Source organism: Vibrio navarrensis (assembly GCF_015767675.1).
GTDB lineage: Bacteria > Pseudomonadota > Gammaproteobacteria > Enterobacterales > Vibrionaceae > Vibrio.
In genome coordinates this window covers 17,812-43,330 of record NZ_CP065219.1, presented here as the reverse complement: position 1 = coordinate 43,330, position 25,519 = coordinate 17,812, and the positions used below count along the sequence as shown (strand labels likewise).

The window sequence follows — 25,519 nt, the reverse complement described above, 5'->3', positions numbered from 1 at the left end:
GTATGCGTTTCGCCCTATTAGCGGATAAGGTCTTCACCCCAAATGGGGTGGAGCACGCCACCGCCGTGATCGTCAATGGCGATACCATCGAAGCGGTGACCAAGCAGATCCCAAGTGATTGTGAGTGCATTCGCCTTGAAGACCTGTCTCTGATGGCTGGCTTTGTTGATATTCACATTCACGGCCGCGCCGGTTGTGACGTCATGGACGCCACACCTGAGGCGCTACAAACCATCAGCGATGCCCTACCTGAAACGGGCGTTGTCGCCTGGTGTGGCACCACCGTCACCGCGCCGATGGACGAGATCCACGCCGCGCTCAGTGGCGTGAACGACTTCATCGCACAAGGCCAGACCTCGGGCGCCGAACTGGTAGGCTCATTCTTAGAAGGGCCTTACTTTACCGAACCGTTTCGTGGTTCGCACCCAGCGCGCTTTTTAAAAGCCGCGACACTGGATGAGCTTGAGCAGCTCAGCTCCTGCGCCGGTGACTCCTTACTGCGCGTGGCACTCGCGCCGGAATACGACGGCTCGATGGCTGTGATTGACTGGTTGGTAGCTCGCGGGATCAAAGTCAGCGTTGCCCACACCAGCGCCACCTTCGATCAGGTGACCGAAGCACATCAGCATGGCGCTGACTGTGGCGTGCACCTGTTTAATGGCATGTTGGGGCTGCACCACCGTGAGCCCGGCTGTGCCGGCGCGGTGCTGTATCACGACATGCTGGCCGAAATCATCCCCGATGGCGTGCATGTCAATCCGGTGATGATGAATCTGGCGCACCGCATGAAAGGGTACGAGAAAATGGTCCTCATTACCGATTGCATGCGTGCCGGTGGCATGCCCGATGGCGACTATGTCCTCGGCGCGCAAACCGTCACCGTCACCGATGGCAACGCCATAACCCAAGACGGCTCTCTGGCCGGCAGCACCTGCAGCCTCGACAAAGCGCTGCGCACCATGGTATTCGATGCAAAGATCCCTCTATGGGAAGCGGTTCAAATGAGCACCGCTGTGCCTGCGCGCTACCTCGGACTCGAGCAGCGTTTAGGCTCGATTGCCGCCGGTTTTGATGCCAGCTTGGTCGTCATGGACGATCAACTGCACGTTCACCGCACCCTAATCAAGGGGCAGTGGGCATTTCATTCTCAAGAATAACGAGGGTTCCTAATGGATATTCGTCAACCCATTCACAGTGCACACGCGAAAACGCTCGACACCGACGGGCTGCGTGAACAATTTCTTGTCGACACCGTGTTTGTCAACGGTGAAATCACACTGACCTACTCGCACATCGATCGCATCCTTTTTGGTGGCATCGTCCCAACGCAAAAGCCACTGGAGTTAGCCGCAGGCAAAGCGCTTGGCGTGGAGTACTTCCTGCAGCGTCGCGAATTGGGTCTGATCAACCTTGGCGAAGCGGGCAAAGTCACCGTCGATGGTCAGGTCTACGAGATTGCCGAGCGCGAAGCTTTGTACATCGGTATGGGCGCCAAAGACGTCACCTTTGAAAGCGTTGACGCCAGTACTCCTGCGCAGTTCTACATGAACTCCACCCCGGCGCACCACGCCTACCCAACGCGCAAAATCACCCTCGATGATGCAGAAAAAGTCACGCTGGGCAAGGCCGAAAACTGCAACGTGCGCACCATCAGCAAATACATCGTGCCGTCGGTGCTGCCAACGTGTCAGCTGACCATGGGCTTAACCCAACTGCACCAGGGCTCGCTGTGGAACACCATGCCATGCCACACGCACGAGCGCCGCATGGAAGTGTACCTCTACTTTGACATGACGGATGACAACGTCGTGTTCCACTACATGGGCGAGCCGACGGAAACCCGTCACATCGTGATGCGTGAAAAACAAGCCGTGATATCACCAAGTTGGTCGATCCACTCCGGTGTTGGCACCGCCGCGTACTCATTCATCTGGTCTATGTGTGGGGAAAACCAGACTTTTGACGACATGGACCACGTGGCCATGTCTGACTTACGCTAAATCAGGCGACTGATTTTTCATACTAACGATTAATACACGCTCTCATGCTCACCCTCGAAGACAACCGTGCGTGAGGGCTGCTTTATAAAGGAAATGCATCATGAACATGTTCGATTTAACAGGTAAAGTCGCGATTGTCACTGGCTGTGATACGGGGCTTGGTCAAGGCATGGCCGTGGGGCTGGCCAAAGCCGGCGCTGATGTACTGGGTATTGGCTACGTAGACGCACCAGAAACCAAAGCGATGATCGAAGCCGAAGGCCGTCGTTTTGAATACATCAACGCGAACCTTATTGCCAACTCAAACAAGGCAGCACTGACCGAGCTTGTTGACCAAGCGGTTGAGATCATGGGGCGTGTGGACATCCTAGTGAACAACGCCGGCATCATCCGCCGTGAAGACCTGCTCGACTTCTCAGAAGATAACTGGGATGACGTCATCGCCATCAACCAAAAAGCTGTGGTATTCCTATCTCAAGCAGTGGCAAAACACTTCATCGCGCAGCAGTCAGGCGGCAAAATCATCAACATCGCCTCCATGCTCTCGTTCCAAGGCGGCATTCGCGTGATCTCTTATACCGCTTCTAAATCGGCCGTAATGGGCATCACCCGCGCCTTGGCGACCGAACTATCTGGCCACAACATCCAGGTGAACGCGATCGCCCCGGGTTACATGGCGACCAACAATACTCAGGCTCTGCGTGAAGACGCGGCGCGCAACCAGGCTATCTTGGAGCGCATCCCAGCGGGTCGTTGGGGTCTACCAACCGACATGCAAGGCCCGGTCACCTTCCTAGCTTCAGACGCCTCAAACTACGTCACTGGTTATACTCTTGCCGTGGATGGCGGCTGGTTAGCTCGCTAATAAGGAGCCGGCATGACACTCAATAAAGCGCACGTACTGGATCAGATGAAACGCGTTTACCGCTACCAAGTGGCAAACCAAACGCGCAGCGTGATCCGCCGCAGCGGGGCCACGCGCTTCATCAAAGATACCGACTGGGAGCGCGGCGTTTTCTGGTCCACCGTGGCTGCCGCCTGGAAAGCGACAGACGATCAAGAGTACCTCTATGGGGTGATGAATTACACCCTGCACACTGGTTTTCGTACTGGCGCCTTCCCGTGCTTTGCCGACGACCACGTGTGCGCGCAGGCGTACCTGGACGTGTACCCAACGGTGAACATTCCGGAAGCGTTAGAGCCAACCATTAAAGCGTTCGACCTTATGGTCAACGATCCGAAACCGGGTCACCGAGACTGGTGGTGGGTGGATTCGCTGTTCATGGCGCCGCCGGCGTTTGCGGCACTGTCACGCGAAACCGGTGACGACAAGTATGTCAACTACATGCACAACGCCTTCTGGGACTCGGTGAATCACCTGTACGATCCGGAGACGGGCCTGTACTACCGTGATTATCGCTACATGCCAACCGAAGTGGGGCAAAAGTACCGAAACGAATTTGGGGATGGCGGCAGCGAGTTTCGTGAAGCCAATGGTGAAAAAGTCTTCTGGTCGCGCGGACTGGGCTGGATGCTGGCCGCCGTGCCGCGCATCCTCGAGCGTCTGCCAGAAAACTTTGACGAGCGCGAGTGCTACCGCACCCTGTTCGTTAACCTCGCCAAAGAAGTGGTGAAGTACCAGCATGACGACGGTTTTTGGCGGGCGAGCCTGCTGGATCCGGATTCGTTCCCGGCACCGGAATCGAGCGCCACGGCACTGTTCACCTTTGGACTGGCGTGGGGCCTCAACCAGGGTTTACTGGATGACGCGACCTACCAGCCTATCGTGCACAAAGCGTGGGCGGCGTTAGAAACAGCTATTCATGACAACGGCATGATCGGCTGGGTACAGTTGCCGGCATTCAACCCGCGTGATGTGCAGTTTGAGCACAACATAGATTACGGGGCCGGGGCGTTTATTCTGGCGGCGATTGAAGTATCGAAGCTAGCGTAACGTGCAGCATAAATGGTAAAGAGAGAGCGGCGCTAATGCGCCGCTTTTTTTATGGATAAAAAATAAAGTAAAATAATAAAATCACATATGTATTTTCTTTTTTTATTCTATTTATTTTTGTATTTAATATATTTTTATAGGTTAAATCAAAGTTTTATAAATACATTTTTGATAAAATTGCCGCGTAATGTGAAATATATTTATCTTTAATATGTAAATACTTTTTAGGAATATTTATGAAAAAACTCATTGCGATTAGTATTGCTTCTGTACTCTTCTCATCTGCTATTTACGCAGGCGACACCTATTTGATTCAACATGTTGAAAATGCGCCAGTTATTGATGCAAATGAAGATGATGGCGCATGGGGAAAAGCGGACGCTCTGACTCAGTTTACTTTTCCTTGGGATACAAAACTAGCACCTGCGACCGAATTTAAAGCAGTTTGGGATGATGAAGCCATCTATTTCCGTTACCGAGTGGATGACAAGCATGTCACGATTGGCGAAGGTGAACGTGGCGCCTTGGATTCCGACCGCGTTGAAATATTTTTAGCGAAAAATCGCGATCTAGAAAAATATTACACGATGGAGATCGATGCTAAAGATCAAATATATAGCGCGATAGGTACTTTCGATACGAAAATTAATAAACGCACCTCTTTAATAGAATATGAGTGGGAAGGGCTAAAAACTAGCTCTACCGTCACGGATTATGGCTACTTGGTCGAAGGCTCTATCCCGATGTCGACGTTAACCAATATGCAGCTGTGGCAGAATAATGACAAAACTGAGCTAATTTGCGCTCTAATGCGTGCGGAGTTTACTAAGACAGAAAGCGGTATCGATATGGGTTGGATTGCGTGGAATGATCCTAGGCTTCCAAAACCTGCGTTTCATAATCCAAAACCTTTTGGTACATGCAAACTTGTTAAATAAAATAAAAAGCGCCATTGATTGGCGCTTTTTTATTGAAGACGATATTTATGCGCGGATGCATCGCAAACTCTATGTTGCGATGCATTCATCGTCTTAACGCTGATTACGCAATAGCCCTAATAGACCCAGTCCAAACAACAGTAATGGTGATGTCGAGCCACCACTGCCACCTGAAGATGATGGAGATGTTGGTTCTTCGGGTGCTTCTGGCTCTACCGGTTGCGTTGGAATCGATGGTTCCATAGGGATCAGTGGCAAGCTCGTTGTTGTGAGCGTTACTTCTTGTGGCATGGCAAAGTCGCTGCTTAATGTCACCATGGTTTCATCGCCAGAGATGGCGACTTGCGCATCACCGGCTGAAAGTTGCCATTTCCCTTTGATGGTATAAGTAATACTGACAGGATCAGGTCCGGTGGTTAAATCTGGCAGTAACTGGTTATCTACGCCTTTTTGGTAGTTAAGATCCAGTGATGCGCCTGATAACACCATTTTTTGTTGTAGGGCATCAACACGAAGCAGCGTCTGAGACGGCTTGTCTACATGAGTGATGTAGCCTTGATCAAAGGTAGACTCAGCAAAATTGGTGTAACCGAAGAGATTGGATGACGTATCCTTCACCACTTGACGCAGTTCATCACTTTGCAAGGTTACAAAACGTGGTTGCGCTTTAAATGCGCTCGCCAGTTGCGTCATCTCTTGTGGTGTAGTTTCCATCACCATGATGTATTCGTATTGCTTATTATTCGGAGCAACGCCATGGTCAATCCAAGCACTAGAGAAGTTGCCAAAGGTAACGGCTTTAGTTTTGTTATGCTTTGACGTTTGCCCACCACGGTATACCTTTACCGGATCGGTGTTCACGAGGTAGTAACCGACATGGTTGTCGTCAATGATCCAATCGCCTGACTGCAAGGTTTTATTTAATGTGCTTCCCGTATAATCAACACCATTAATATTTACCCCTTTTCCTGAACGCATTGCCAATTGAAATAGAGTCGTTTCAGTGCGATTTCTGCCATCCAGATTACGGATGTTATTACCCGTCAAATAGATAAATTTCTCTGAGCCTAGCGCATGTTTGTTCATCTCAAAGCTTGGCTCGAAACGGTCTAAATCTTGTGGTGCTTTATGTTTAAAACTAAATAGTGTGTATTGGTTTTCTAACGATGTCGCTCCCGATAAGCCGACATCAGAGAGTATCATCAGCGTAGAAGAGCGAGGGCTTTCAAGCTCGTTGATGGGTAAGTGGATAGTGGTAGTGCCCGGATTACGGTTCCAGTCCCATCCATCTTGCTTATAGCCATGAGTGACAGGGTCCCCGAGCGGGAGTACATGCACCGAGCCGTGCGACTGGTAACGACCGTAACGGTTATCGTTGGTATAGATTTCTGAAGACCAAACGTCTTGGTTATACCCTTTGAAAATCGCCATACGATCGCCTACCCGATGAACAGCAAAGGCACCACCGTTAAAGGTCCAGCTCCCCTCAGGCAAGGTCGCTGGGGTAATGGATTCTCCAAAAATAGTCACACTTTGAGCTGCACTTTGCTTAGTTATCGTGAGATAGATACTCGCTAGCTCTTTGTCTACCGTAGGGTAACTAAGGGCTATATTTTTCATGCTTTCAGCAAAATTGCTGTTGACGGATAGATCAGTAAAAGGGTGACGACCTGCTATACACAAAGGAACCGTCGGGTTGGTATAAATCCATGCTGATATCATGGCTTTTTTTATCGTGTCCAGAGCGCCAGTTTGGAAGCCAAACTCATCACCTTTCATCAGATAAGCAAGATCCCCGATGCTAGTTAAGGCTGTGAATGCATAGCCTGGATAGTGACCTTTATGTCGCCATGCGGTGCCGTCCGGTCGAAAACCATCGTTGTAGCCCGGAGGATTACGATCAAGGGTTGCAGAGAGGAAATCGGCGTACTTATGCAGCAGTGCGACTTTTTCTCTCTCATCTGGATTAAGTAATATCATTGCCAGATTTTGCTGTGACAGGGTATTGAAAAAGTCCATATCCGTGCTGCTTGGGGTAACCTTCATTTCGAAGCCACGGTTACGGAATTCACGAGAAAACCACAGTAACGCTTTATAGGTTTCATCGAGCAGGCCCGCTTGACGCAGAGGCTCTTCCATTAACAATGCCGAAAGGTACCACCAACGGCCGCTGTAACCCCAGTGATGGGTTGTTCCTAGCGCACTGCCGTCGACAAAGCCTTGGTCGAACATGTGTTCTGTCATGAGAGTATACATTTCAGCAATGCGATCTTTGTTCGCAAGAGGATTGTGATACGCCTTGCCCAGATTAAGCATCAATTGAGCATATCCCGTGATTTTTGAGTTGTATTTATCGCCTTCACCCAGAAGGACGTAATCATTGTAGTCCGCTTTATCTTGCGCAGAGAGGTGGTTCGGTTGGTACGGCGTTTGCTGCGGATCAGTAATAAGGTGGCGGCCAGTTATGGTGCCATCAGCTCGTTTGATAATATTAAAGCTATTGAATTTGCTTTCTAAGCCAGAAAGGTTAGAACTGCCCGTACCGAGCTTTTGTATCAATCTGGTTTTGATTTGTTCGATGGCCGCGAGCTCTGCACTGGTCGGTGCGGGTAAGTTCTCCGGCAGGCCGAAATTAATCTCTTCGACTGGATAACGTGTGGTGATTTGATCATCACTCCATTGGTAACGGCTGTCATCAATGGATACCATAATGCGGTCAATATATAACTTACCATAACCAGTGTTTGGTGCGTTTAGTATGATTTGGCCAAACTTATTTGGGACTGATGACGTAAAGTCATTATTAAGTGATAGTGTCACGTTTCGCCACCCGGTGAAGTTTAAATTAATGGTGGTGGTACGTGGGTAAGCGCCATCAGGATTGGCTAACGTCAGCGTGGCGTGGGATGCGCTTGGCGTTTCGTTATACAGCCAAAAGGAAATAATCTGTGTGGCTGAACTGCCGTAGAGTGCACGAGCTTCGGTATCGGTATAGCGGGTGAATGTTTTATTTATCACTAATTTTTCACCTGCGTTCCATTGCCACAAGAGCGATTGATCACCCAATATCGCGCGCTTAGTACTTAGGCTAACCGCCGTTACATCGCTGTTAATCCACGTCGGGATGCTGCTTTCCTCAAAACTAAGGATCGTGGGTGTAAGGGAAGCGAAAGCGCTTTGCGCCATTAAAGCACTGCCAATTAACAGTGCGACTTTATTTATAGGAAGGAGAGCGGTTTTTTTCATTGAAGTATCCAAGTGAGAATCATGTCTCAAGTTATTCAAAGCATTTGTTAGGGTTTTATTTCAAATTCAGTGGCGGCGCCAAATAGACTTGAAATGGTCACTATGGTTGTGTTATCGCGGTATTGATGGCGAATGGCCTGATCTATTTGCCACTTACCCCGAAAAGTCAGCTCAATGATGACCGGCTTGTTTGGTGCCTCTGTGGGCCCATACGCCCACTCTTTGACGAGGTTGAGATCCATCGCGGACACACTGAGTTTGACGTTTCCGCTTGCTAACGTCTGTGCCAACACTTGAGCGGCTTGACTGACGTCTTGCAAGACACCGTGAGAGAAGTGAGCAGCACTAAAGGCACTGTATCCATATAAGCCATTTACTCTGACAAGGTGGTGGTTATCACTGGTTTCTAGAATTTCGCCCGGTTTTTCGGATGCATCACGAGCGGCGTTTTTATAACGCTGTGCGAGCTGCTGCATTTCTTCAGCTGTGGTATTCATCACCACCAAATATTCATAGTGGGCGTTCGTCGGGTTTACCCCGTGATCGATCCAAGCGGTCACGAACTCGCCTTGAGTCGCTTTTTTGGTTTTGTTATGGCCTGAGTGTTGTACGCTTCGGGTAACCCGAACTGGGTCCACATCAATCAGAAAGTAACCCACGTTATTGCTATCAATTAACCAGTCGTGATTGGTCAGTGTGATGGTTAAGTTCGCATCAGAATGGAGAGAGCCATTAATATTGATGCTGGTCGCGCTGCCGTTGGTGGCGAGTTGGAATAAGGTGGTTTCCGTTGCTTCGTCATGGTCACTAAGAGAATTGCTAATGTGATTTCCCGTCATGTAAAGCATGTTTTCTGTCGCCAATACGTGCTTATTGGCGCGGAATGTGGGGTCAAAATTCGGGTATTTGCGCTCAACGTGTTTGTGACTAAAGATGGTATGCTTCTGGTCTAAAGAGGTAGCGGCGCTTTTTCCCTCTTTCGAATACATCATCAGGGAATCACGAGTAAAACTTTCGAGTTTATCTAAATCGACTTTAATTCCGGTTGCGCCAGGGTTACGCGCCCAGTCCCAGCCATTTTCTTGATAGCCGTGTTGTTTCAGCTTGCCATACGGCATCACATGCACGCTGCCATTGCTTTGATAACGGCCGTAACGATTATCGTGGGTATAAATTTCAGAGCTCCATACCACATCGTTATACCCTTTCATAAAGGCCATTTGCGTGCCGTGTCGATGTACGGCAAACGCACCACCATTAAACGACCAGCTTCCCTCCGGCAGGGTGGCTGGAGAGATGGTTTTTCCAAAATGTTTGGCACTGTCTTTTGAAGATAATCCCCTGATTTGCAGATAAATCGAAGCCAACTCTTCATCAAGTTGTGGGTAGCTTTTGGCTAATAACTTCATACCTTGCGCGTAACGTTTAACGCTTAAATCATCGAAAGGGTGGCGCCCGGAAATGCCCATGGGCACCACAGGGTTAGAATAAATCCAGCCAGCGATCATGGCTTTTTTAAGCTTATCCAATCCCGGTTTTTGAACCGCAAACTCGGTACCGTGAAGGGCATAAATGACCTGTGCGATATGATCAAATCCGTGAAACGCATAATTCGGGTAATGCCCCATATGACGATAAGCGGTACCATCATCACGCAATCCATCAAAAGACGATGGTGGTGTTTGCGCCAGAGCTTGAGTGATAAAATGGCCAAACTTACTTACCAATGCAACGCGCTCTTTTTCATCGGGATTGAGCAAAATGAGTGCTAAATGCTGGCGAGATAGCGTATTAAAATAGTCTAAATTGGAGCTCTGTGGTTTTATCTCCATATCGAAGCTGGCTTTAAACTCACGCGCATGCCAAAGCAAAGCGTCGTAGACTTCTGGCAGCAAGTCGTTCTGCTCAAGCACATCTTGCATCAGCAACGCGGAAGAATACCAACCTCGTGATGAGTAGCCCCAGTGGTGGGTGCTGACAAGACTGCTGCCTTTAGCAAAACCTTGATCGAGCAAATGCCTGGTCATGAGGAGATACATTTCAGACAATGCCGCGCGTTCTGCGGCATCTTTGTTTTTAACATAGCGACTGGCAATATCGAGCATGAGATCGGAGTAACCAAGGTGCTGGATGATCCCGAATTGGTCTTTTTTTCCTAAAATGGCGTATTCTTTAAAGTCTTCTAAATCTTCAGGCAATAGATAGCGTGAGTTATAAATGACTTGCTGCTTATCGGTAAGAATGTGCCGACCACGAATTACTCCTTCCACTTCTCGTATTTGGAAGTCATCAAATTTAGCTCGCAGAGCAGGAAGTCTGATGTTGCTGTCTGCCAGTAATGTGATGGTTTTTTGTTTGACCGCATTCAGCGCTTGTTTTTGTTGCTCAGTCGCTTCAGGTAAAGAAGTGGGTAATCCAAAGTCGATCTCTGGGAAATGGCCTGCCATTCTGTTTTTGACATGATAATCCGACCACTGATAACGGCCATCATCAATAGAAAACATCACTCGGTCGATAAATAGCTCACCAGAGTCATGAGTTGGTGCCACAAACTGAACGGTATCGAGCTCTTTAGTGACGGGCTGCTCAAAGTCACTGTCCAAAGATAACCCAAAGGCGCGCCATCCTTTAAAATTGAGGTTAATCGCTTTTTCACTTGGATTATTGCCTTGCTTTGAAAGTAACAAGGTCATCGACTGATCTAACGGTACTTCGTTGTAAACCCAAAACGAAATGACTTGAGTTGCTTTCTTACCAAACGCTTTTTTCGCTTGCTTGTTATCGTAGCGCTGGATGCGTTTTTTGATCGTAAGGATATCGCCAGCTCGCCATTTCCAAAGTAACGATTGCTCGCCTAAAATCGCACGTTTTTTACTTATTTCACCATGGCTAACAAACGTTGGCCGCGTTTGTTCTTCAAAGCTGATAATGGTGGATTGCAACGGTGAAGTACTCGCGTATGCGAAAGAAGCGGATGTTACACTAGCAATAATAAGTGCTGACCTTAGCAATGAGCCTGACATGAATTAAAACTAACTCTGCTTACATTTGCTTTTTATCTTGCTACAAATGCTTTCGAATAAAAACAAAAAACTTTTGTTTTGTTTCGCTTTGTGATCTAGAACATTGGTCGTTGCTTCTGTTTCACGTATATTCCCCTGTTAAAGAACCGCTTCCGTGGAGGCCACAATGTCTAAAGGCAAACCCACACACTTTCACATGATGGCTAAGCCCGTCAGTTACCGTTGTAACCTTAAATGTGACTACTGTTTTTACTTAGAAAAAGAAGACACCATTCACACGCCGAACTCAGGCAATCAAGATCTGATGAGTGACAGTGTCCTTAAACGTTACGTGCGCGATTACATTGAATCTCAGGATGCTGACGTGATTGATTTTGCTTGGCAAGGCGGAGAGCCGACCTTGGCGGGATTGGACTTTTTTAAAAAAGTGGTTCAGTTTCAAAAGCAATTTGCTAACGGCAAAACCATTCACAATAGCTTTCAAACCAACGCAATTGGCATTAACCGCCAATGGGCAGAATTCTTTGCTGAAAACCGTTTTTTGATTGGCGTTTCGGTCGATGGCACAGCCGATATTCACGATAAATACCGCGTATCGGTCAACGGTAAACCGACTTTCCAGCGTGTTAAGCAAGCGATCGATTTGCTCAAAGAGTACAACGTCGAATTTAACACCTTAACTGTCATCAATGATGAAAACTGGGACAAAGGGAAAGAGGTGTACCATGCACTGAAAGACCTCGGCTCTCAGTTCCTACAGTTTATTCCTATCGTCGAAATTCGCCCAGAATGCAACAAAGGCGTGCAATCCTACTCACCGGTTGAAAATGCTGAATTGGCGCCTTTCTCTGTACCGGCCGAAGGCTACGGCAAGTTCATGATCGACGTCTTTAACGAGTGGGTACTCAACGATGTAGGTAAGGTATACGTGCGTATGTTCGACAGCATTCTAGCCTGCTGGATGGGACATTCTGCTTCGGTCTGTGTCCAGGCCAAAAACTGCGGCCAGGCGATGATCATCGAAGCCAATGGCGATATGTACTCCTGTGACCACTATGTTTACGACGACAATCGCCTTGGGAACATGATGCAGACGAACATCAAACAACTGGCTTTAAGTAAGCAACAACGTAACTTTGGTCTTGATAAATCCAGAACACTAACGAGTCAATGCCTTAACTGTAACGTTCAAGAGTTGTGCTACGGCGGTTGCCCAAAACATCGCATCAATGTCATTGAAGGTGAGCATCATCGCCAGAACTATTTATGCCCATCTTACAAAGCAATTTTCACACATACAGCGCCTGCAATGCATCACATGTCTGAAGCTATCCGTCGTGGTGGCCTGGCTGCTGATGTTATGCCGATGATGGCGCAATTTTACAACCGTTAAGAGGTTAATCATGTCATTTAAAAAGAGCGTGCTTGCAGGGATGGTTGGGGCCGCGTGTATTGCCGCGCCAATGCACTCCCTTGCCGCAGACGAGAAACCTAACGTACTCGTCATTGTCATGGACGATTTGGGGAAGCAGCAACTGGATTTTGCGATGGGTGAAATCGAAAAAGAGGTGCTGAAAAAACGTTTTGTCTCTGATCGTTATAAAGTCGACTTCGACAAAGCCTATGACGCGGCAAAACGCGCCATGCCTAACGTGACTCAACTGGCGAAAGAAGGGGTAAGCATGACCAATGCTTACGTTGCGACGCCAGTGTGTGGCCCATCACGCGCAGGGATTTTAACCGGACGCTTCCCTCACAGCTTCGGCATCTACAGTAATGATGATGCGCACCATGGCGTACCGCGTGATGTCACCATGCTTCCTGAGCTGTTCCAGGAAAATGGTTATGCCACCGCAAATATTGGTAAATATCACAACGCCAAGATCACCAAAACCAAGGTGCCTGAGAACCAAAGAACGCGTGACTACCACGATAATGAAATTTCAAAACCTGAAAAAGGGTTTTTCCCGAATGATCGCGGTTTTGATTACTCATACTCATACTTTGCCTCTGGTTCTGCCGTTTACAACTCCCCAGCCGTTTTCCGTAACTATGAGAACATTACCGCTTGGGGTTTCCTCACGCACAATCTGACCAATGAAGCGCTGAACTTCATTGATAAAGCTGAGAAAGAAGATAAACCTTTCTTTATCAATTTGGCTTACTCTGTACCGCACATTCCATTGGAACAGCCTGCTCCGAATAAATACATGAGTAAGTTCGATACTGGTAACGTGGAAGTCGATAAATACTATGCGCACATCAATGCGTCTGATGAAGGCATTGGCCAAATTATCGATAAGCTAAAAGAAACAGGTGAGTACGAAAATACACTCATTTTTTTCTTGTCGGATAATGGCGCCGTGGGTGAATCTCCGATGCCTCGTAACGGCATGAATAAGGCATACAAAGGTCAGCGCTACCGTGGTGGTGTTAACGTACCATTCATTGCGCACTGGAAAGGCGTATTACCAGAGCGCAGTACCAACGATACCTTAGTATCGGCCATGGATATTCTGCCAACGGCATTGAGTGCTGCCGGGATTGATATTCCGAGTGAGTTGAAAGTCGATGGCGTTGATATTCTTCCAACCATGCAAGGGGCGCGCAATAAGCCACACCCATATCTGTACTGGGCGGGTCCGCGTGCATTCCACTATGATGCAGAGAAAAATGACGCGTTCTGGTCACAGTACTGGGACTGGATCACTTATAAACAACCCAACGTAGAGCCAAGCCCTTACGTTGAACGTAAATCTCGCGGTGAGTGGGCAATTAAAGATCAAGAGTGGTCTTTGCATTTTTACGACGATGGTAATCATGTGTATGAGCTGTATAACTACTCAAAAGACATTTCAGAGTCGAACAACTTAGCCAAACAGTACCCTGAAAAAGTCACAGAGATGAAAGCCGCGTTTTATGAGTGGATCAAAACCAAACCTGCACCTATGGATTGGGGCCAAGACCGCTACCAGATTCTGACTGAGTCAGCGAAGAAGTAGTGACCAAGTCTTCATTCATTAATGAAGCCTTTGATTCAAACAGTAACAGATAAAAAAAGGCTCCTTCAGGAGCCTTTTTTATGTAGGTATCCGATGAAAAAAGTCATTAAAGCCACAGAAAGACCGACCATACCCTATGAGCATCCAGATTTGGCACTTTATTGGCGCACGTTTTGCCAACACATCAGCAAACTGCTGCGCGGAAAAAATGCACTGAGTAAAAATGATGCCGTAATCCAACAGATATTCAGTGATTCCTCGTTGAGCCTTAAATCTAAGTGTGAGCATTTTGCTGACTATATAGCTGAGGCTTTTGCTTACTACAGTGTCGATAATTTTACTCACGCTTATTATCCTGGCATGCCGAGCCAGCAGGGTGCGCGTATGGATGCGATGGAAGGGTGTAGCCGCGTTTTGCCAACGCTGGCCTTCTGGGCTGCGCGAGATCCAATTGAAGATAGTGATCCGTTTTACGCGCGCAAGATCGATGCGATTAATTGGTTAAAACACGCCTTTATTGCCGGCACTAACCCAACACATAAAGGTTACTGGGGCGCACTCCAGGATTATGACCAACGTACGTGCGAAAGTGCCGATCTGGCACTCGCGTTATGGGCAAGCAAAGAGAGCGCATGGGATACGTTTACTCAGAGCGAAAAAGATCAAATCATCGCCTGGTTTGAACAGGTCAATCATGTTCAAGTGGTCGACAATAACTGGCATTTATTCCCTGTTACCGTTCAGTTGGTCATTCAATCGCTTACCGGTAGAGAGTGCGTTGATATGTGGCGTTATGAACGGGTGAAAGAGTTCAACGTCGGTGAAGGGTGGTTCCGAGACGGCGCCAAAGGCAACTACGATTTTTATAACGCGTGGGGGTTTCATTACTCGCTGTATTGGATCGATCAGATTAATCCAGAGTTCGACCGTGACTACATTCGACGCAATCTGTGTGAGTTCTCCAGCAAGTTCCGTTACTTATTCACACCGCAAGGCTTACCGTTTTTTGGGCGAAGTGCGTGTTATCGCCTGGCCGCCGCGGCGCCACTTATTGCAAACCTTGATGTACAGGACGCGATGGATACACCACTCCATTCCGGTGAGGTGAAACGCGCGTTGCAAACCAACTTCGAATACTTTATCGCCAATGGGGCGCTTAAGCATGGTGTGCCTACACAAGGGCTGTTTGCTAGCGATGCACGGCTCACGGATAACTACAGCGGGCCAGCGAGCAGTTTGTGGTCGTTGCGCGCTCTCAATATCGCGCTGTATTGTGGTGATCGATGTGGATTATGGCAGGCAGAGAGTGCGCCACTCGCAGTAGAAAAAGAAGATTTTTCCTTTCGTATTCCTTCTATTTATGCTTTTGTCACTGGTTGTCAGGAAACGAAAGAGGTCGTGGTGATTTTTGAGCAGGAGTACACTCAAGATCAAACGCCGATGAGCCGACGCTTAGAGACCCAAAGCGTCCTCGATAAAGGCAAAGAAATTCTGCTGGGAAGAGCATTCAGACCCAAAAATAACCTTTTGAGAAAAGGCGTTACGTGCTATAGCTCGAAAATGTCAAATTTTTTCTAGTCCCGCCAAACTGTGATCTTGATCAGCTAACTTTCGGCAACTTTCGATTATTATAACGAAAGTTGTCGAAAGAATTGGAGGGTCTATCATGTTTTTAGTTTCAACTCAGGATATGCTACGTAAAGCACAAGAAGGCGGTTACGCGGTTCCTGCATTTAACATTCACAATCTTGAAACCGTACAAGTCGTACTGGAGACCGCAGCTGAAATGCGTTCACCTGTTATTTTAGCGGGTACTCCTGGTACTTACGCTTACGCCGGTACCGATTACCTGGTGAATATTTGTAAAGCAGCAGCACGTCGCTATCACATGCCGATTGCGCTTCATCTTGACCATCACGAGTCAATGAAAGATATCCGCAATAAAGTTGAAGCCGGCATCAAATCTGTAATGATTGATGGCTCGCACTTCAAGTTTGAAGAGAACATTGAGCTGGTTAAAAAAGTCGTTCAGTTCTGTCACGTATGGGATTGTACGGTTGAAGCCGAGCTCGGCCGTCTTGGTGGTATCGAAGACGATCTTGTTGTTGATGCTAAAGACGCAATGTATACAGACCCTGATGCGGCTGCAGAATTCATTCAGCGCACTGGTATTGACTCTCTGGCGGTGGCCATTGGTACTGCTCATGGGATGTACAAAGAAGAGCCACGTCTGGACTTTGATCGTTTAGGAAAAATCCGAGCAAAAACTGACATACCACTGGTATTGCATGGTGCATCTGGCGTGTCGGATGAAGACGTCACCCGCAGTATCGAACTGGGTATCTGTAAAGTTAACGTTGCGACAGAGCTAAAAATCGCGTACGCCAACGCACTAAAACAGTACTTCCTTGACAACCCGGATGCGAATGACCCTCGCCATTACAACGTCGCTTCTAAAGCCGCCATGCGTGACGTCATCATCTCGAAGATCAACGTTTGCCGCAGCGCAGATAAACTATAACTACCCGTTTTAGCACGACCCCTCGCCCTCAGAGTATTTTGTGCTTTACCGATTGTGACTATTACTAGCTAATAGCAAAAGGGGGTCACAATCGGTTTTTTCAATTTTGGGACACAACCTAAATGACGACATTTTCATATAAGAAAATTGCCATTCTTGGTGAATGTATGATTGAGCTGTCTGGCCAACCGTTCTCTACCCAAGAGCAACGTTTTGGCGGAGATACACTCAATACCGCTTTGTATCTATCACGTCTGGCACCGGAGGTTCATCCGGCCTACATCACTGTGCTTGGCGTTGATAATTACAGCAAGCATATGAAAACAGCATGGGAAGACGAGGGGATTGACTGCTCATTAGTCATGACCAACCAAGATAAGCTTCCTGCACTGTATGCGATTGAACTTGCGGCTGACGGTGAGCGCTCTTTCCAATATTGGCGTAATGATTCGGCAGCACGCTACTTATGCCAGAACGAACGCTACTCTTGCGTTATGAACTCACTTGCCACGTTTGATCTGGTTTACCTATCGGGTATCTCACTGGCGATCTTGCCAGAAGAAGACAAACAAACACTGCTCGATTCTCTGCAAGTACTTAAACCGCAAGGGGTGAAAATTGCGGTGGATTCCAACTACCGTCCTCGCTTATGGGCAGGGAAGGAACATGCCATCCAATGGCTAGAAAAACTCTATCGTTTGGCGGACATCGCATTGGTCACCAGTGACGACGAAGCGTTGTTACTTGGTGAAAACATCAGCCCTGAAGCACTCACCACCCGTTTACGTAATTTTGGCGTGAGCGAAGTGATTGTGAAGCTGGGTAAAGACGGAGCGATGTTTAGCGATTCTGAACACAATGTAGCTGTGGCAACAGGTAACGTGGTGACTAATGTCGTTGACACGACAGCGGCAGGGGACTCATTCAACGCTGGATTCCTTGCGGCCTGGGCCACCGGCCGCACACTCAAAGAATGCTGCCATTGGGGTAATAAGCTGGCTGCAGAAGTGATTCAGCATAAAGGCGCTATTATTCCAGCGGAAAACACTCGTTATATCAACTCAATGATGAATTTATAATTATGAATACTAAAGAAATTAACATCAAACTGCGTCAACTTCGAGTGATGCCAGTTATCCAAATTGAAGATGCCAAAGACGCCCCATCACTAGCAAAAGTTCTAGTAGAAAACGGACTATCTGCTGCAGAAATTACCTTCCGTAGCGATGCAGCTGCTGAGTCTATCCGCCTAATGCGTGAAGCATATCCTGAAATGATTATCTGTGCAGGTACGGTTCTCAATACAGAACAAGCAAAACTTGCCATGGACTCGGGGGCGGACTTTGTGGTTTCTCCAGGCTTTAACCCAAACACGGTTCGTTACTGCTTAGAAAATAATATCCATATTATCGCTGGCGTTAACTCACCATCTCAAGTTGAGCAAGCGCTAGAAATGGGGTTGAACACTCTAAAATTCTTCCCAGCAGAAGCGTCTGGTGGTGTTGCCATGCTTCGTTCGCTCACAGGTCCATACAAAGGTCTTGAGCTAATGCCAACAGGTGGCGTGAATATCATCAACCTAAGCAACTACTTAAGAATTCCTGAAGTAGTATGTTGTGGTGGTACTTGGATTGCACCAGTTGATCGAATCACAGACAACGATTGGAATACAATCGCTGAGAATGTGCAAAACACGGTCAAAACCATTAAGAAAATCGGAGTTTAATAAATATGGAACACCATAAGACTACAGCTCCACGTGTAGCTTTATTACTTTCGGATGGCTTTGAAGATGCTGAGGCGGTAATTTTTATCGATATCCTAAGACGTTTAAACATTCACGTTGACGTTTTATCTTGTATGGAAACTAGGGAACTAGCAACGTACTTCAATACTCGTATCACTGCAGATGATACGCTAGCGAATTGCTTCGATGATAACTACGATGCGATCGCGATGGTTGGCGGACCCAAAAACACTGACAATATGACGGTTAACGAGATGGCAATTTCATTCATCAAGCGTCATATCGAGTTAGACAAATGGATTTGTGCACTTTGCTCAGCACCAGCAAAAGTCTTGTCTAAGCATGGGCTACTAGAAGGCCGTGAGTACTCAACGGGTGACAACTTGATCAGCGCATTCCCAGACGGTAAATACGTAGATAAAAAAATTGTTGTTGCTGACAAATTCATTACCGGCAAAGGTCTTGGCGTTGCGTTTGAATTTACATTTACCGTTGCAGAAAAATTGCTACCAGATAGCATAGAAAAAGTAGATAACCAAGCAAACCATATCTATTTTGAATATTGGAAAAATAAAAAACCGCAGTAAGAAGCACAAGTTAAGGAATGTTCATAGACTGAACATTAAACCATGAAAGATTCCATCTATCATTCAGTTCGGCTTTGCCTTATATCAAAAATGCTTACTTTTTCGTATCCGTCTAAAGTAAATTCAATCGCTTACGTTAAATGTTTTCAACGAACTCAATAGTTTTGTTTAGTAGCACTCTTTAAGCGCCACCATAAATTTAGTCTTGGATAGATGAAGTGATACGGTGGTGCTATAAGGTTCTATTCTAGGCCCACTTTTAGATGGATCACACAAAACCACCTTCTTTAGAAGGTGGTAATTTACTTAATGTCCTCTGTGTTGACTTGTGCATGTTATTAAATATATAGCTAGAGTCACATTCAAGTTTATCGTCTATTTTTTATCAGGCTTTGTTGTTGATATTTTCAAATATGGATGCAGCTACATATCGACATTATTTGCCGATTTTAAACATCGAGACTGATAGAATTAACTTTTGCGGTAGGAATAGCTGCTACTCACTTCAGTAAACTGAATATCAACTCAAATCAGTTGGTAAAAAGGTAAAAATGCAAGAAAGTTTAGCTTTATGAGTAATATCATCCTGGTTGGATTCGATCTGGAAAAATATTTTTCATATACACTCAGTTAATAAGGAAAAAATAGCATTGCAAGGGAGATACCATCGTGAATCTTAGTTTAGAGCAATTGCCAACAGCAGTTATTGCTTTCTAACCGAGATTCCGCAGCTATTTTTAGAATTTATTTCGCCGAAGATGCCGACACGTTCGTAACAATTGCGAAAACTTGCTGCCTTTGAGGCACTTGCAGAGAGGCATGTGATTTTTGATGACGAGTCACGTTTAACCTCCTGATAGTAGTGAGAGATAGTTTAACCGAATATTGATATCAGAAACCGACTTGGGTGCTACCATTGGATGACCAAATTAATCGTTATGTGATGAAAGTTACATTATTTATTAGATAATTAGGTGCGGAATGACGGCTGAAAACCTCTCGTCGCGATTAAAACGCCTTTGCATCGAACAAAATTTAACCACAAAAGGTAAATAGGCCCTAGTAAACGTTTTTCTTTCTTTTCACTAACACAACATGAAAGGTTCGTAAGGTTTCGTTGTGCTTCGTTTTGTGTGTGAGGTCACGACGGGATAATTAAAAATAAGATAGGATAATATAGTATTCAGATGATTATGAATCTGCGTGAGATAAGTGTGTTTGAATTCAACAAGATGCGTAGTTTTATTTAATAGATTCATGAGGAAATCAGATGTTTCATTTGAACCAGTATAGTTTTGCTAAACGGCTAGGAGCCGGGTTCGCTATTATCATACTATTGTCGTTAGTGATTTACGGAGAAGGTCTTCGCTCTCGAACGGTGACGAAGAGCCAAGTCAGTCAGTTGATTGAAGCACATGTTGGCGTACGTGAAGTGTTTGGTTTACAAGTATTAGAAAATAGCTACCTTAATACACGAGACCCTGTTTATGCTCAACGTTTCAAAAAGTGGCATAAGGTTAACTTAGAGAACTTTATTGCTAATAAGCATATTTTCACTCATCCGGATAACCGTAAGTTAGTTGAGGCATTTGAATTGGCTAGTGTCGCTTATGGGCAGGAGTTTGATGCCTTCAACCAACAGATGAATAAGGTTCAAAGCATTAATAAGCAGCTTGGAAAAGTAGAAGAAAAGTGGGCAAGTGAGTTTTTATCTGACAACGCACAATTAAGATTAATACAACTAAGTAAAGTAAGAATGCAGGTTGAACTGCAGTTAGAACCGTCATTGATTGAAGCGTGGCAGCACCAGCTTGAAGAGTGGAATCGCAATATCATGGTGACGGACAACGAAGTTGCTGAATATCAAAATGAGTTAAATCAAGTTGCTCTGTATGTTTCTAACCTTGTTCATACTCGTGAAGTAATGAACACATATGCAGTACAAGTGCGTGATAGCGCCAAAACGTTAGCAAGTAACATTGAAACCCAAATGGAGGAATCGGAGCACTTTAGTTCGATAGTCAGTATTGTGGTTTGCCTGCTTTCCGTTATTGCGAGCTTCATTATTGGTTTGGTGATTACGCGTTCTGTGGTTAATCCGGTTAATGAGACTATTCGTATTGTAAAGCGCTTGGCTGCGGGTGAATTACACCATCACTTGCCAACAAAAGGTAAAGATGAAATGGCCAGCCTTGCGATTGCGATCAACGATATGACGAGATCGCTACGTGCTATGGTGGGAGATATCTGTCATAACCTTGGTGCACTTAACACTATCGCGGCAGACGTGTTCGTGATGGCAACGGAAAATAATAACGGCTCGAAATTACAGTTATCAGAAGCTGAACTCGTTGCGACGGCGATGACTCAATTGACGGCAACAATGAATGAGATTACAGGCAGTGTTTCTGAAGTTGCAGAAAGTGCAGGCAGAAGTCAGCAGCTCATCAATCGTTGTAATGAAGTGACCGACGACGCGATTGAGGGCTTTACCACACTAGATAGCAATATTATGGGCGCATCCACTGTCGTTGAGCAGCTAGCGAAAGGGACGGAAAACATCAGCTCCGTGCTTGAAGTCATCAATAGCATTTCCGAGCAAACCAACTTATTGGCACTGAATGCCGCCATTGAAGCGGCACGTGCTGGTGAGCAGGGGCGTGGTTTTGCGGTGGTGGCAGATGAAGTACGCTTGCTTGCACAACGAACACAAAGCTCGACTCAGGAAATTAAAACCATCATCACCTCATTGCGTGAAGATGCCTCACAAGCGGTTGAAGTCATGGAACAAAGCCGCAATGCGATGTCTGCCTCTCATCAACAAGTGAATGACATTGGTTCACACCTGCATAATGTTCAAGATTTAGTCAGCAATGTTGCTGAGCAGGCGATTAACTTATCGTCGGCATCGGTTGAGCAAAACGTGACTGCTGAGTCATTTAACGAAAGCATGCAAGTCATTGTTGATATTACCCGACGTTACTCCGAGCGAGCTGAACAGCTAGAAAAAACCGCAGAGCAGCTAGCAGCCTGTAAGGATGACATCAATGAGCATGTCTCTCAGTTTCATCTGTCTTAATTTTACTATATCCAAATAGATCACTCATGCCCGGTTTTTATGCAATTGCATGATTTCAGTGCTGTTTGGGTTTGCAGTTGTTTTTATTGGCATTTGCATCAATAGTGGGTGTTGGCATACTTTGCGCGTCTGTAGACCAAGCATTTGGAGTTGTTGGGTATATCGTTTTGGTAACGTAGAATTTAAACCAAGGAGTTCAAGTGAAAATTTCACGCCGTAATTTTCTTAAATCTATTGGAGCGTTAGGGGCGAGTTTAAGCTTGAGCCCGTTAGTTCATGCTCAAACCCAAAAGCCGAATGTACTGTTTATCGCCATTGACGACCTAAACGATTGGATTGGTGGGTTACGTGGTCATGTACAGGCAAAAACACCGAACATCGATCGTTTGATGCAAAAAAGCCATAAATTTGTCAATGCCCACTGTGCGGTCCCCGTTTGTGGTCCGTCACGCAACGCGATTTTGTCTGGTATGGCGCCAACGACAACAGGTTGGTACACCAACCGAGAACTTGGTCTGAAAAACTTTCCAGCGATCGCTGAAGAAGTGATGGGCAATATTCCCACCTTACCACAGCATTTTAAGCAGAATGGTTACTACACCATGGCGTGTGGCAAAATTTTCCATCATGGTACCTCGGACTATCGTGCAGAAAAGCAGTGGCACGTTGAGCAAGATAAATACGAAATCAAAAACGAGGAATACCTCGAGCGTGGTTTTGGCTATGGTCGTTACGGCGTCAATGATCACAAATACTACCCATTTCCGAAAGATGGCGGTCAAATCGTCACGACATTTGGTCCGGATGCGAAAGGAAAATCCCTTTGCTGGGGCGAACTTGAGCGTAAGGATATCCCAATGGGCGGCTTGATGCCGGACGAATATTTTGCACATTGGGCTGCCGAGCAACTGCACAAAGATTACGATCAGCCTTTCTTTTTAGCGGCGGGTTTTATTCGACCACATGTGCCTTTCACTGCGCCGGAAGAGTATTTTGAAATGTTCCCGCTTGAGTCTATTCAGATGCCGGACATTATCGAAGACGAAATGAAAGATATCCCACTTTACGGTAAAGCCATGACGATGGGCGCAATTGAAGGAGGGGACCACGCAGCAGTAGAAAAAGTGAGTCCGACGTTCTGGAGAGAGCTGGTGCGCGCTAACCTGGCTTGCATTGCCTTCGTGGATGCGCAAATTGGTAAAGTCTTAGATGCGCTTGAGTCGAGTAAATATAACGACAATACCGTGGTGATGCTTTGGTCTGATCATGGGCAAAATTTTGGTGAACACCGAAACTGGCGTAAAAACACGTTATGGGAAGAGTCTACTCATGTTCCCTTAGTGATTAAAATGCCGAAACAGACACAAGGTGTGGAATATACAGAAGCGGTAAGCTTACTTGATGTTTACCCGACCATTACATCACTATGCGGTTTGCCAGAAGTGCCTTCCAACGAAGGGTTAAGCCTGACCCCTTTCATTAATAACCCTGACTTTAAACGAAATAAGCCAGCGGTGACGACTTGGGGATATAAAAACCATGCCGTGCGTGATGAACGCTACCGTTACATTCAATATCGCGATGGTTCTGAAGAGCTGTATGATCACAACGTCGATCCAAATGAGCATACCAACCTAGCAAATCAGTCAGAATACAAAGGTGTGATTGAAAAACTCAAAGTATGGATCCCAACAAAGAATCGCTTACCTTATGGTATGGAAGACTTTAAGCAAGGTGATTTCTTAGAAAAACACTTACGCGAGTGGGAACAAAATGATGTTCCAGACTTCTTAAGCTAATTTATAGTTAACCTCAAGATGCCGACGCAAGTTCGGCATCTTTTTTATGGTTACGTATGGGTATAAACCTCTCTTTAGTTTTGCTGCGCTGGGTATGAGTCTGAGTGCGTTATCCTGCAAAACTCAGAATGTGACCTCTGTCCCTTCTTGACCTCACGGCACATGATCATTTGTGACTTATGATATTTCGAATGTTTTCTTTTTTTGGTTTTTAATAGTTTTTATATAAAATTCTTACCAAGATCACTCACTTCGAAAGACTTTGTAAATATAATGAATATCTTCGTAAGTTGAGGGTAAAGGCTACGACACCCCGCAACTTTAAAACTATGGCCTTATCATCAAGGGGTGAATAAGAATGTCGATGAACAAAAACACTAAGTTGAGCAATTTAGTCAAATTGACACTCGCTACATCGATGGGTTTTGTCTTTACAACAGGTGTTTCAGCAAACGTCAATATTGACAACCTAACCGGACTGGCTGCCAGTGGTGGTGGTGATGCTTATGATGTGTACAACTTAAAAGCACTGTATGAGTATGTTAATGCAAACCAGGCATGGAACTCAGGGCTTTATCAGCTGTTAGAATCCGCAACCACTAAAGAAGAAGCGGCGGCGCTGGCGAGTGCTCTCAGCCCAGATCGCAGTGGGGCGTCCTTATACAGCGTTATGTCATCACAATCTCTCTTTTCCAATACCTTACGTAAACGTGGCACAGACTTTATTTTAGGGGATTACGGTAACACTTCTATGTGGGTATCGGTCTTGGGGTCTGAATCAAGTCAGTATGTAACTAATGATGGTAGCAATCGCTACGATGGTTATGACTCAGAATCCACTGGTATTGCCTTCGGTTACGATCTTATGCGTTCAAGTGATGCCATTGTTGGATTAGCATTCAGTCAACAAAAAACAGACGTGGAAAACCGTCTGACTGACCGCACTCTGGATATCGAGAATTACTATGCGGCCTTGCATGGTCTGTTCAAATTTGACGACATGTACCTTTCAGCACAAGGCATTGTTGGTTGGTCTGATTACCTAAGCAAACACAATGTGAATGGTGTTCCTTCTTACTCTGGTTCAACCGCTGAAGATGCAACGTTTGGTGGTGACAACTACGGTGTGAGTGCGGATTTGTACTACCCACTTTACGTTGGTTCTTTTACTGTTCTTCCATCTGTTTACGCCGATTACCAATTGGTTCGCGTGGATGGTTATAAAGAAAATCAAGCCGATAATTCTCTCTTAGTGAAAGATTTTGACAAACTTGAGCATGAAGCCTTGTATCTCGGTGTTGGTGTTGAAGTCGCGAACAGCATTTCCACTAACCTGGGTATTTTCTCTGCACAAGCGAAATTTAAAGCCAAACAAGAAGTGCTTGATCATATCACCTTCTCCAAAGGTCGTCTGGCTAATGGTGGTTATGAATTTGCAGCGCCAATTGCACAACTTGATGACACTTTCTATGAAACCAACATCGATTTCACCTGGGAAACCGCAAGCAACTTCTCATTTAACCTCGGTGCTCAGTACTCTTGGAGTGATTCACAAGACACGACCATGTTTTACGGCCGTGGCACGTACTCTTTCTAATTGAGTGGGTTGTATTGAAAATGAAA

At 46.2% G+C, this 25,519-nt stretch carries 17 protein-coding genes; 15 read left to right on the top strand and 2 right to left on the bottom strand.

What is annotated here, in order from left to right; all coding sequences use genetic code 11:
• The first annotated feature begins 2 nt into the window (after positions 1–2).
• From nagA to I3X05_RS23055, 5 genes are all read left to right on the top strand, one after another.
• On the top strand, positions 3–1,157 hold the full coding sequence (nagA, locus tag I3X05_RS23075) for an N-acetylglucosamine-6-phosphate deacetylase (RefSeq protein ID WP_337971498.1): 1,155 nt from the start codon (positions 3–5) through the stop codon (positions 1,155–1,157).
• A gap of 12 nt (positions 1,158–1,169) precedes the next feature.
• Entirely contained in the window at positions 1,170–2,000 is an 831-nt protein-coding gene (kduI, locus tag I3X05_RS23070) for a 5-dehydro-4-deoxy-D-glucuronate isomerase (RefSeq protein WP_045569213.1), read from the top strand.
• Positions 2,001–2,100: 100 nt separating this feature from the next.
• The gene (gene kduD / locus I3X05_RS23065; protein ID WP_045569212.1) at positions 2,101–2,865 is read left to right on the top strand and encodes a 2-dehydro-3-deoxy-D-gluconate 5-dehydrogenase KduD; all 765 of its coding nucleotides are present in this window, start codon (positions 2,101–2,103) and stop codon (positions 2,863–2,865) included.
• Positions 2,866–2,877: 12 nt separating this feature from the next.
• The gene (locus I3X05_RS23060) at positions 2,878–3,954 is read left to right on the top strand and encodes a glycoside hydrolase family 88/105 protein (protein WP_337971497.1); all 1,077 of its coding nucleotides are present in this window, start codon (positions 2,878–2,880) and stop codon (positions 3,952–3,954) included.
• A gap of 236 nt (positions 3,955–4,190) precedes the next feature.
• Positions 4,191–4,892: a carbohydrate-binding family 9-like protein gene (locus I3X05_RS23055; RefSeq protein ID WP_193158079.1), complete on the top strand. Its 702-nt coding sequence runs from the start codon at positions 4,191–4,193 to the stop codon at positions 4,890–4,892.
• 93 nt (positions 4,893–4,985) lie between these two features.
• Here the strand turns inward: I3X05_RS23055 and I3X05_RS23050 are convergent, their stop codons facing one another.
• Positions 4,986–8,138 carry a chondroitinase family polysaccharide lyase gene (locus I3X05_RS23050; RefSeq protein WP_337971496.1) on the bottom strand — a complete coding sequence of 1,051 codons (3,153 nt, stop codon included), beginning with the start codon at positions 8,136–8,138 and terminating at the stop codon, positions 4,986–4,988.
• Between the two features lie 47 nt (positions 8,139–8,185).
• Positions 8,186–11,080 (bottom strand): chondroitinase family polysaccharide lyase, encoded by a 2,895-nt coding sequence (locus I3X05_RS23045; protein WP_337971495.1) that lies wholly within the window; start codon positions 11,078–11,080, stop codon positions 8,186–8,188.
• 247 nt (positions 11,081–11,327) lie between these two features.
• Here I3X05_RS23045 and I3X05_RS23040 point away from each other — a divergent pair, with 247 nt between their 5' ends.
• The 10 genes from I3X05_RS23040 to I3X05_RS22995 all read left to right on the top strand — a co-directional run bounded on the left by I3X05_RS23040 (position 11,328) and on the right by I3X05_RS22995 (position 25,493).
• Positions 11,328–12,554, top strand: a complete 1,227-nt coding sequence (locus I3X05_RS23040; RefSeq protein WP_045569209.1) for an anaerobic sulfatase maturase — start codon at positions 11,328–11,330, stop codon at positions 12,552–12,554.
• Between the two features lie 10 nt (positions 12,555–12,564).
• On the top strand, positions 12,565–14,163 hold the full coding sequence (locus I3X05_RS23035) for a sulfatase family protein (RefSeq protein WP_337971494.1): 1,599 nt from the start codon (positions 12,565–12,567) through the stop codon (positions 14,161–14,163).
• A gap of 93 nt (positions 14,164–14,256) precedes the next feature.
• Positions 14,257–15,741, top strand: a complete 1,485-nt coding sequence (locus I3X05_RS23030) for a DUF2264 domain-containing protein (protein ID WP_193254884.1) — start codon at positions 14,257–14,259, stop codon at positions 15,739–15,741.
• 88 nt (positions 15,742–15,829) lie between these two features.
• Positions 15,830–16,684 (top strand): tagatose bisphosphate family class II aldolase, encoded by an 855-nt coding sequence (locus I3X05_RS23025; protein WP_061894770.1) that lies wholly within the window; start codon positions 15,830–15,832, stop codon positions 16,682–16,684.
• 122 nt (positions 16,685–16,806) lie between these two features.
• The gene (locus I3X05_RS23020; protein WP_052702512.1) at positions 16,807–17,763 is read left to right on the top strand and encodes a sugar kinase; all 957 of its coding nucleotides are present in this window, start codon (positions 16,807–16,809) and stop codon (positions 17,761–17,763) included.
• A gap of 2 nt (positions 17,764–17,765) precedes the next feature.
• A complete protein-coding gene (locus I3X05_RS23015) occupies positions 17,766–18,410 on the top strand; it encodes a bifunctional 4-hydroxy-2-oxoglutarate aldolase/2-dehydro-3-deoxy-phosphogluconate aldolase (protein ID WP_045569204.1) in 645 nt (214 codons plus the stop codon).
• A 5-nt stretch (positions 18,411–18,415) separates the two neighbouring features.
• Positions 18,416–19,018, top strand: coding sequence for a DJ-1/PfpI family protein (locus I3X05_RS23010; RefSeq protein WP_045569203.1), 603 nt, complete (start codon positions 18,416–18,418; stop codon positions 19,016–19,018).
• A gap of 1,270 nt (positions 19,019–20,288) precedes the next feature.
• Entirely contained in the window at positions 20,289–22,097 is a 1,809-nt protein-coding gene (locus I3X05_RS23005; RefSeq protein ID WP_045569202.1) for a methyl-accepting chemotaxis protein, read from the top strand.
• Between the two features lie 200 nt (positions 22,098–22,297).
• On the top strand, positions 22,298–23,896 hold the full coding sequence (locus I3X05_RS23000) for a sulfatase-like hydrolase/transferase (protein ID WP_193158080.1): 1,599 nt from the start codon (positions 22,298–22,300) through the stop codon (positions 23,894–23,896).
• A gap of 364 nt (positions 23,897–24,260) precedes the next feature.
• On the top strand, positions 24,261–25,493 hold the full coding sequence (locus I3X05_RS22995) for an autotransporter outer membrane beta-barrel domain-containing protein (RefSeq protein ID WP_045569201.1): 1,233 nt from the start codon (positions 24,261–24,263) through the stop codon (positions 25,491–25,493).
• Positions 25,494–25,519 lie beyond the last annotated feature (26 nt).

What these genes read in the sequence shown, in the direction of transcription:
- nagA (WP_337971498.1), top strand. Translation starts at nt 3, where the DNA reads ATGCGTTTCGCCCTATTAGCGGATAAGGTCTTCACCCCAAATGGGGTG.
- kduI (WP_045569213.1), top strand. Translation starts at nt 1,170, where the DNA reads ATGGATATTCGTCAACCCATTCACAGTGCACACGCGAAAACGCTCGAC.
- kduD (WP_045569212.1), top strand. Translation starts at nt 2,101, where the DNA reads ATGAACATGTTCGATTTAACAGGTAAAGTCGCGATTGTCACTGGCTGT.
- I3X05_RS23060 (WP_337971497.1), top strand. Translation starts at nt 2,878, where the DNA reads ATGACACTCAATAAAGCGCACGTACTGGATCAGATGAAACGCGTTTAC.
- I3X05_RS23055 (WP_193158079.1), top strand. Translation starts at nt 4,191, where the DNA reads ATGAAAAAACTCATTGCGATTAGTATTGCTTCTGTACTCTTCTCATCT.
- I3X05_RS23050 (WP_337971496.1), bottom strand. Translation starts at nt 8,138, where the DNA reads ATGAAAAAAACCGCTCTCCTTCCTATAAATAAAGTCGCACTGTTAATT.
- I3X05_RS23040 (WP_045569209.1), top strand. Translation starts at nt 11,328, where the DNA reads ATGTCTAAAGGCAAACCCACACACTTTCACATGATGGCTAAGCCCGTC.
- I3X05_RS23035 (WP_337971494.1), top strand. Translation starts at nt 12,565, where the DNA reads ATGTCATTTAAAAAGAGCGTGCTTGCAGGGATGGTTGGGGCCGCGTGT.
- I3X05_RS23030 (WP_193254884.1), top strand. Translation starts at nt 14,257, where the DNA reads ATGAAAAAAGTCATTAAAGCCACAGAAAGACCGACCATACCCTATGAG.
- I3X05_RS23025 (WP_061894770.1), top strand. Translation starts at nt 15,830, where the DNA reads ATGTTTTTAGTTTCAACTCAGGATATGCTACGTAAAGCACAAGAAGGC.
- I3X05_RS23020 (WP_052702512.1), top strand. Translation starts at nt 16,807, where the DNA reads ATGACGACATTTTCATATAAGAAAATTGCCATTCTTGGTGAATGTATG.
- I3X05_RS23015 (WP_045569204.1), top strand. Translation starts at nt 17,766, where the DNA reads ATGAATACTAAAGAAATTAACATCAAACTGCGTCAACTTCGAGTGATG.
- I3X05_RS23010 (WP_045569203.1), top strand. Translation starts at nt 18,416, where the DNA reads ATGGAACACCATAAGACTACAGCTCCACGTGTAGCTTTATTACTTTCG.
- I3X05_RS23005 (WP_045569202.1), top strand. Translation starts at nt 20,289, where the DNA reads ATGTTTCATTTGAACCAGTATAGTTTTGCTAAACGGCTAGGAGCCGGG.
- I3X05_RS22995 (WP_045569201.1), top strand. Translation starts at nt 24,261, where the DNA reads ATGAACAAAAACACTAAGTTGAGCAATTTAGTCAAATTGACACTCGCT.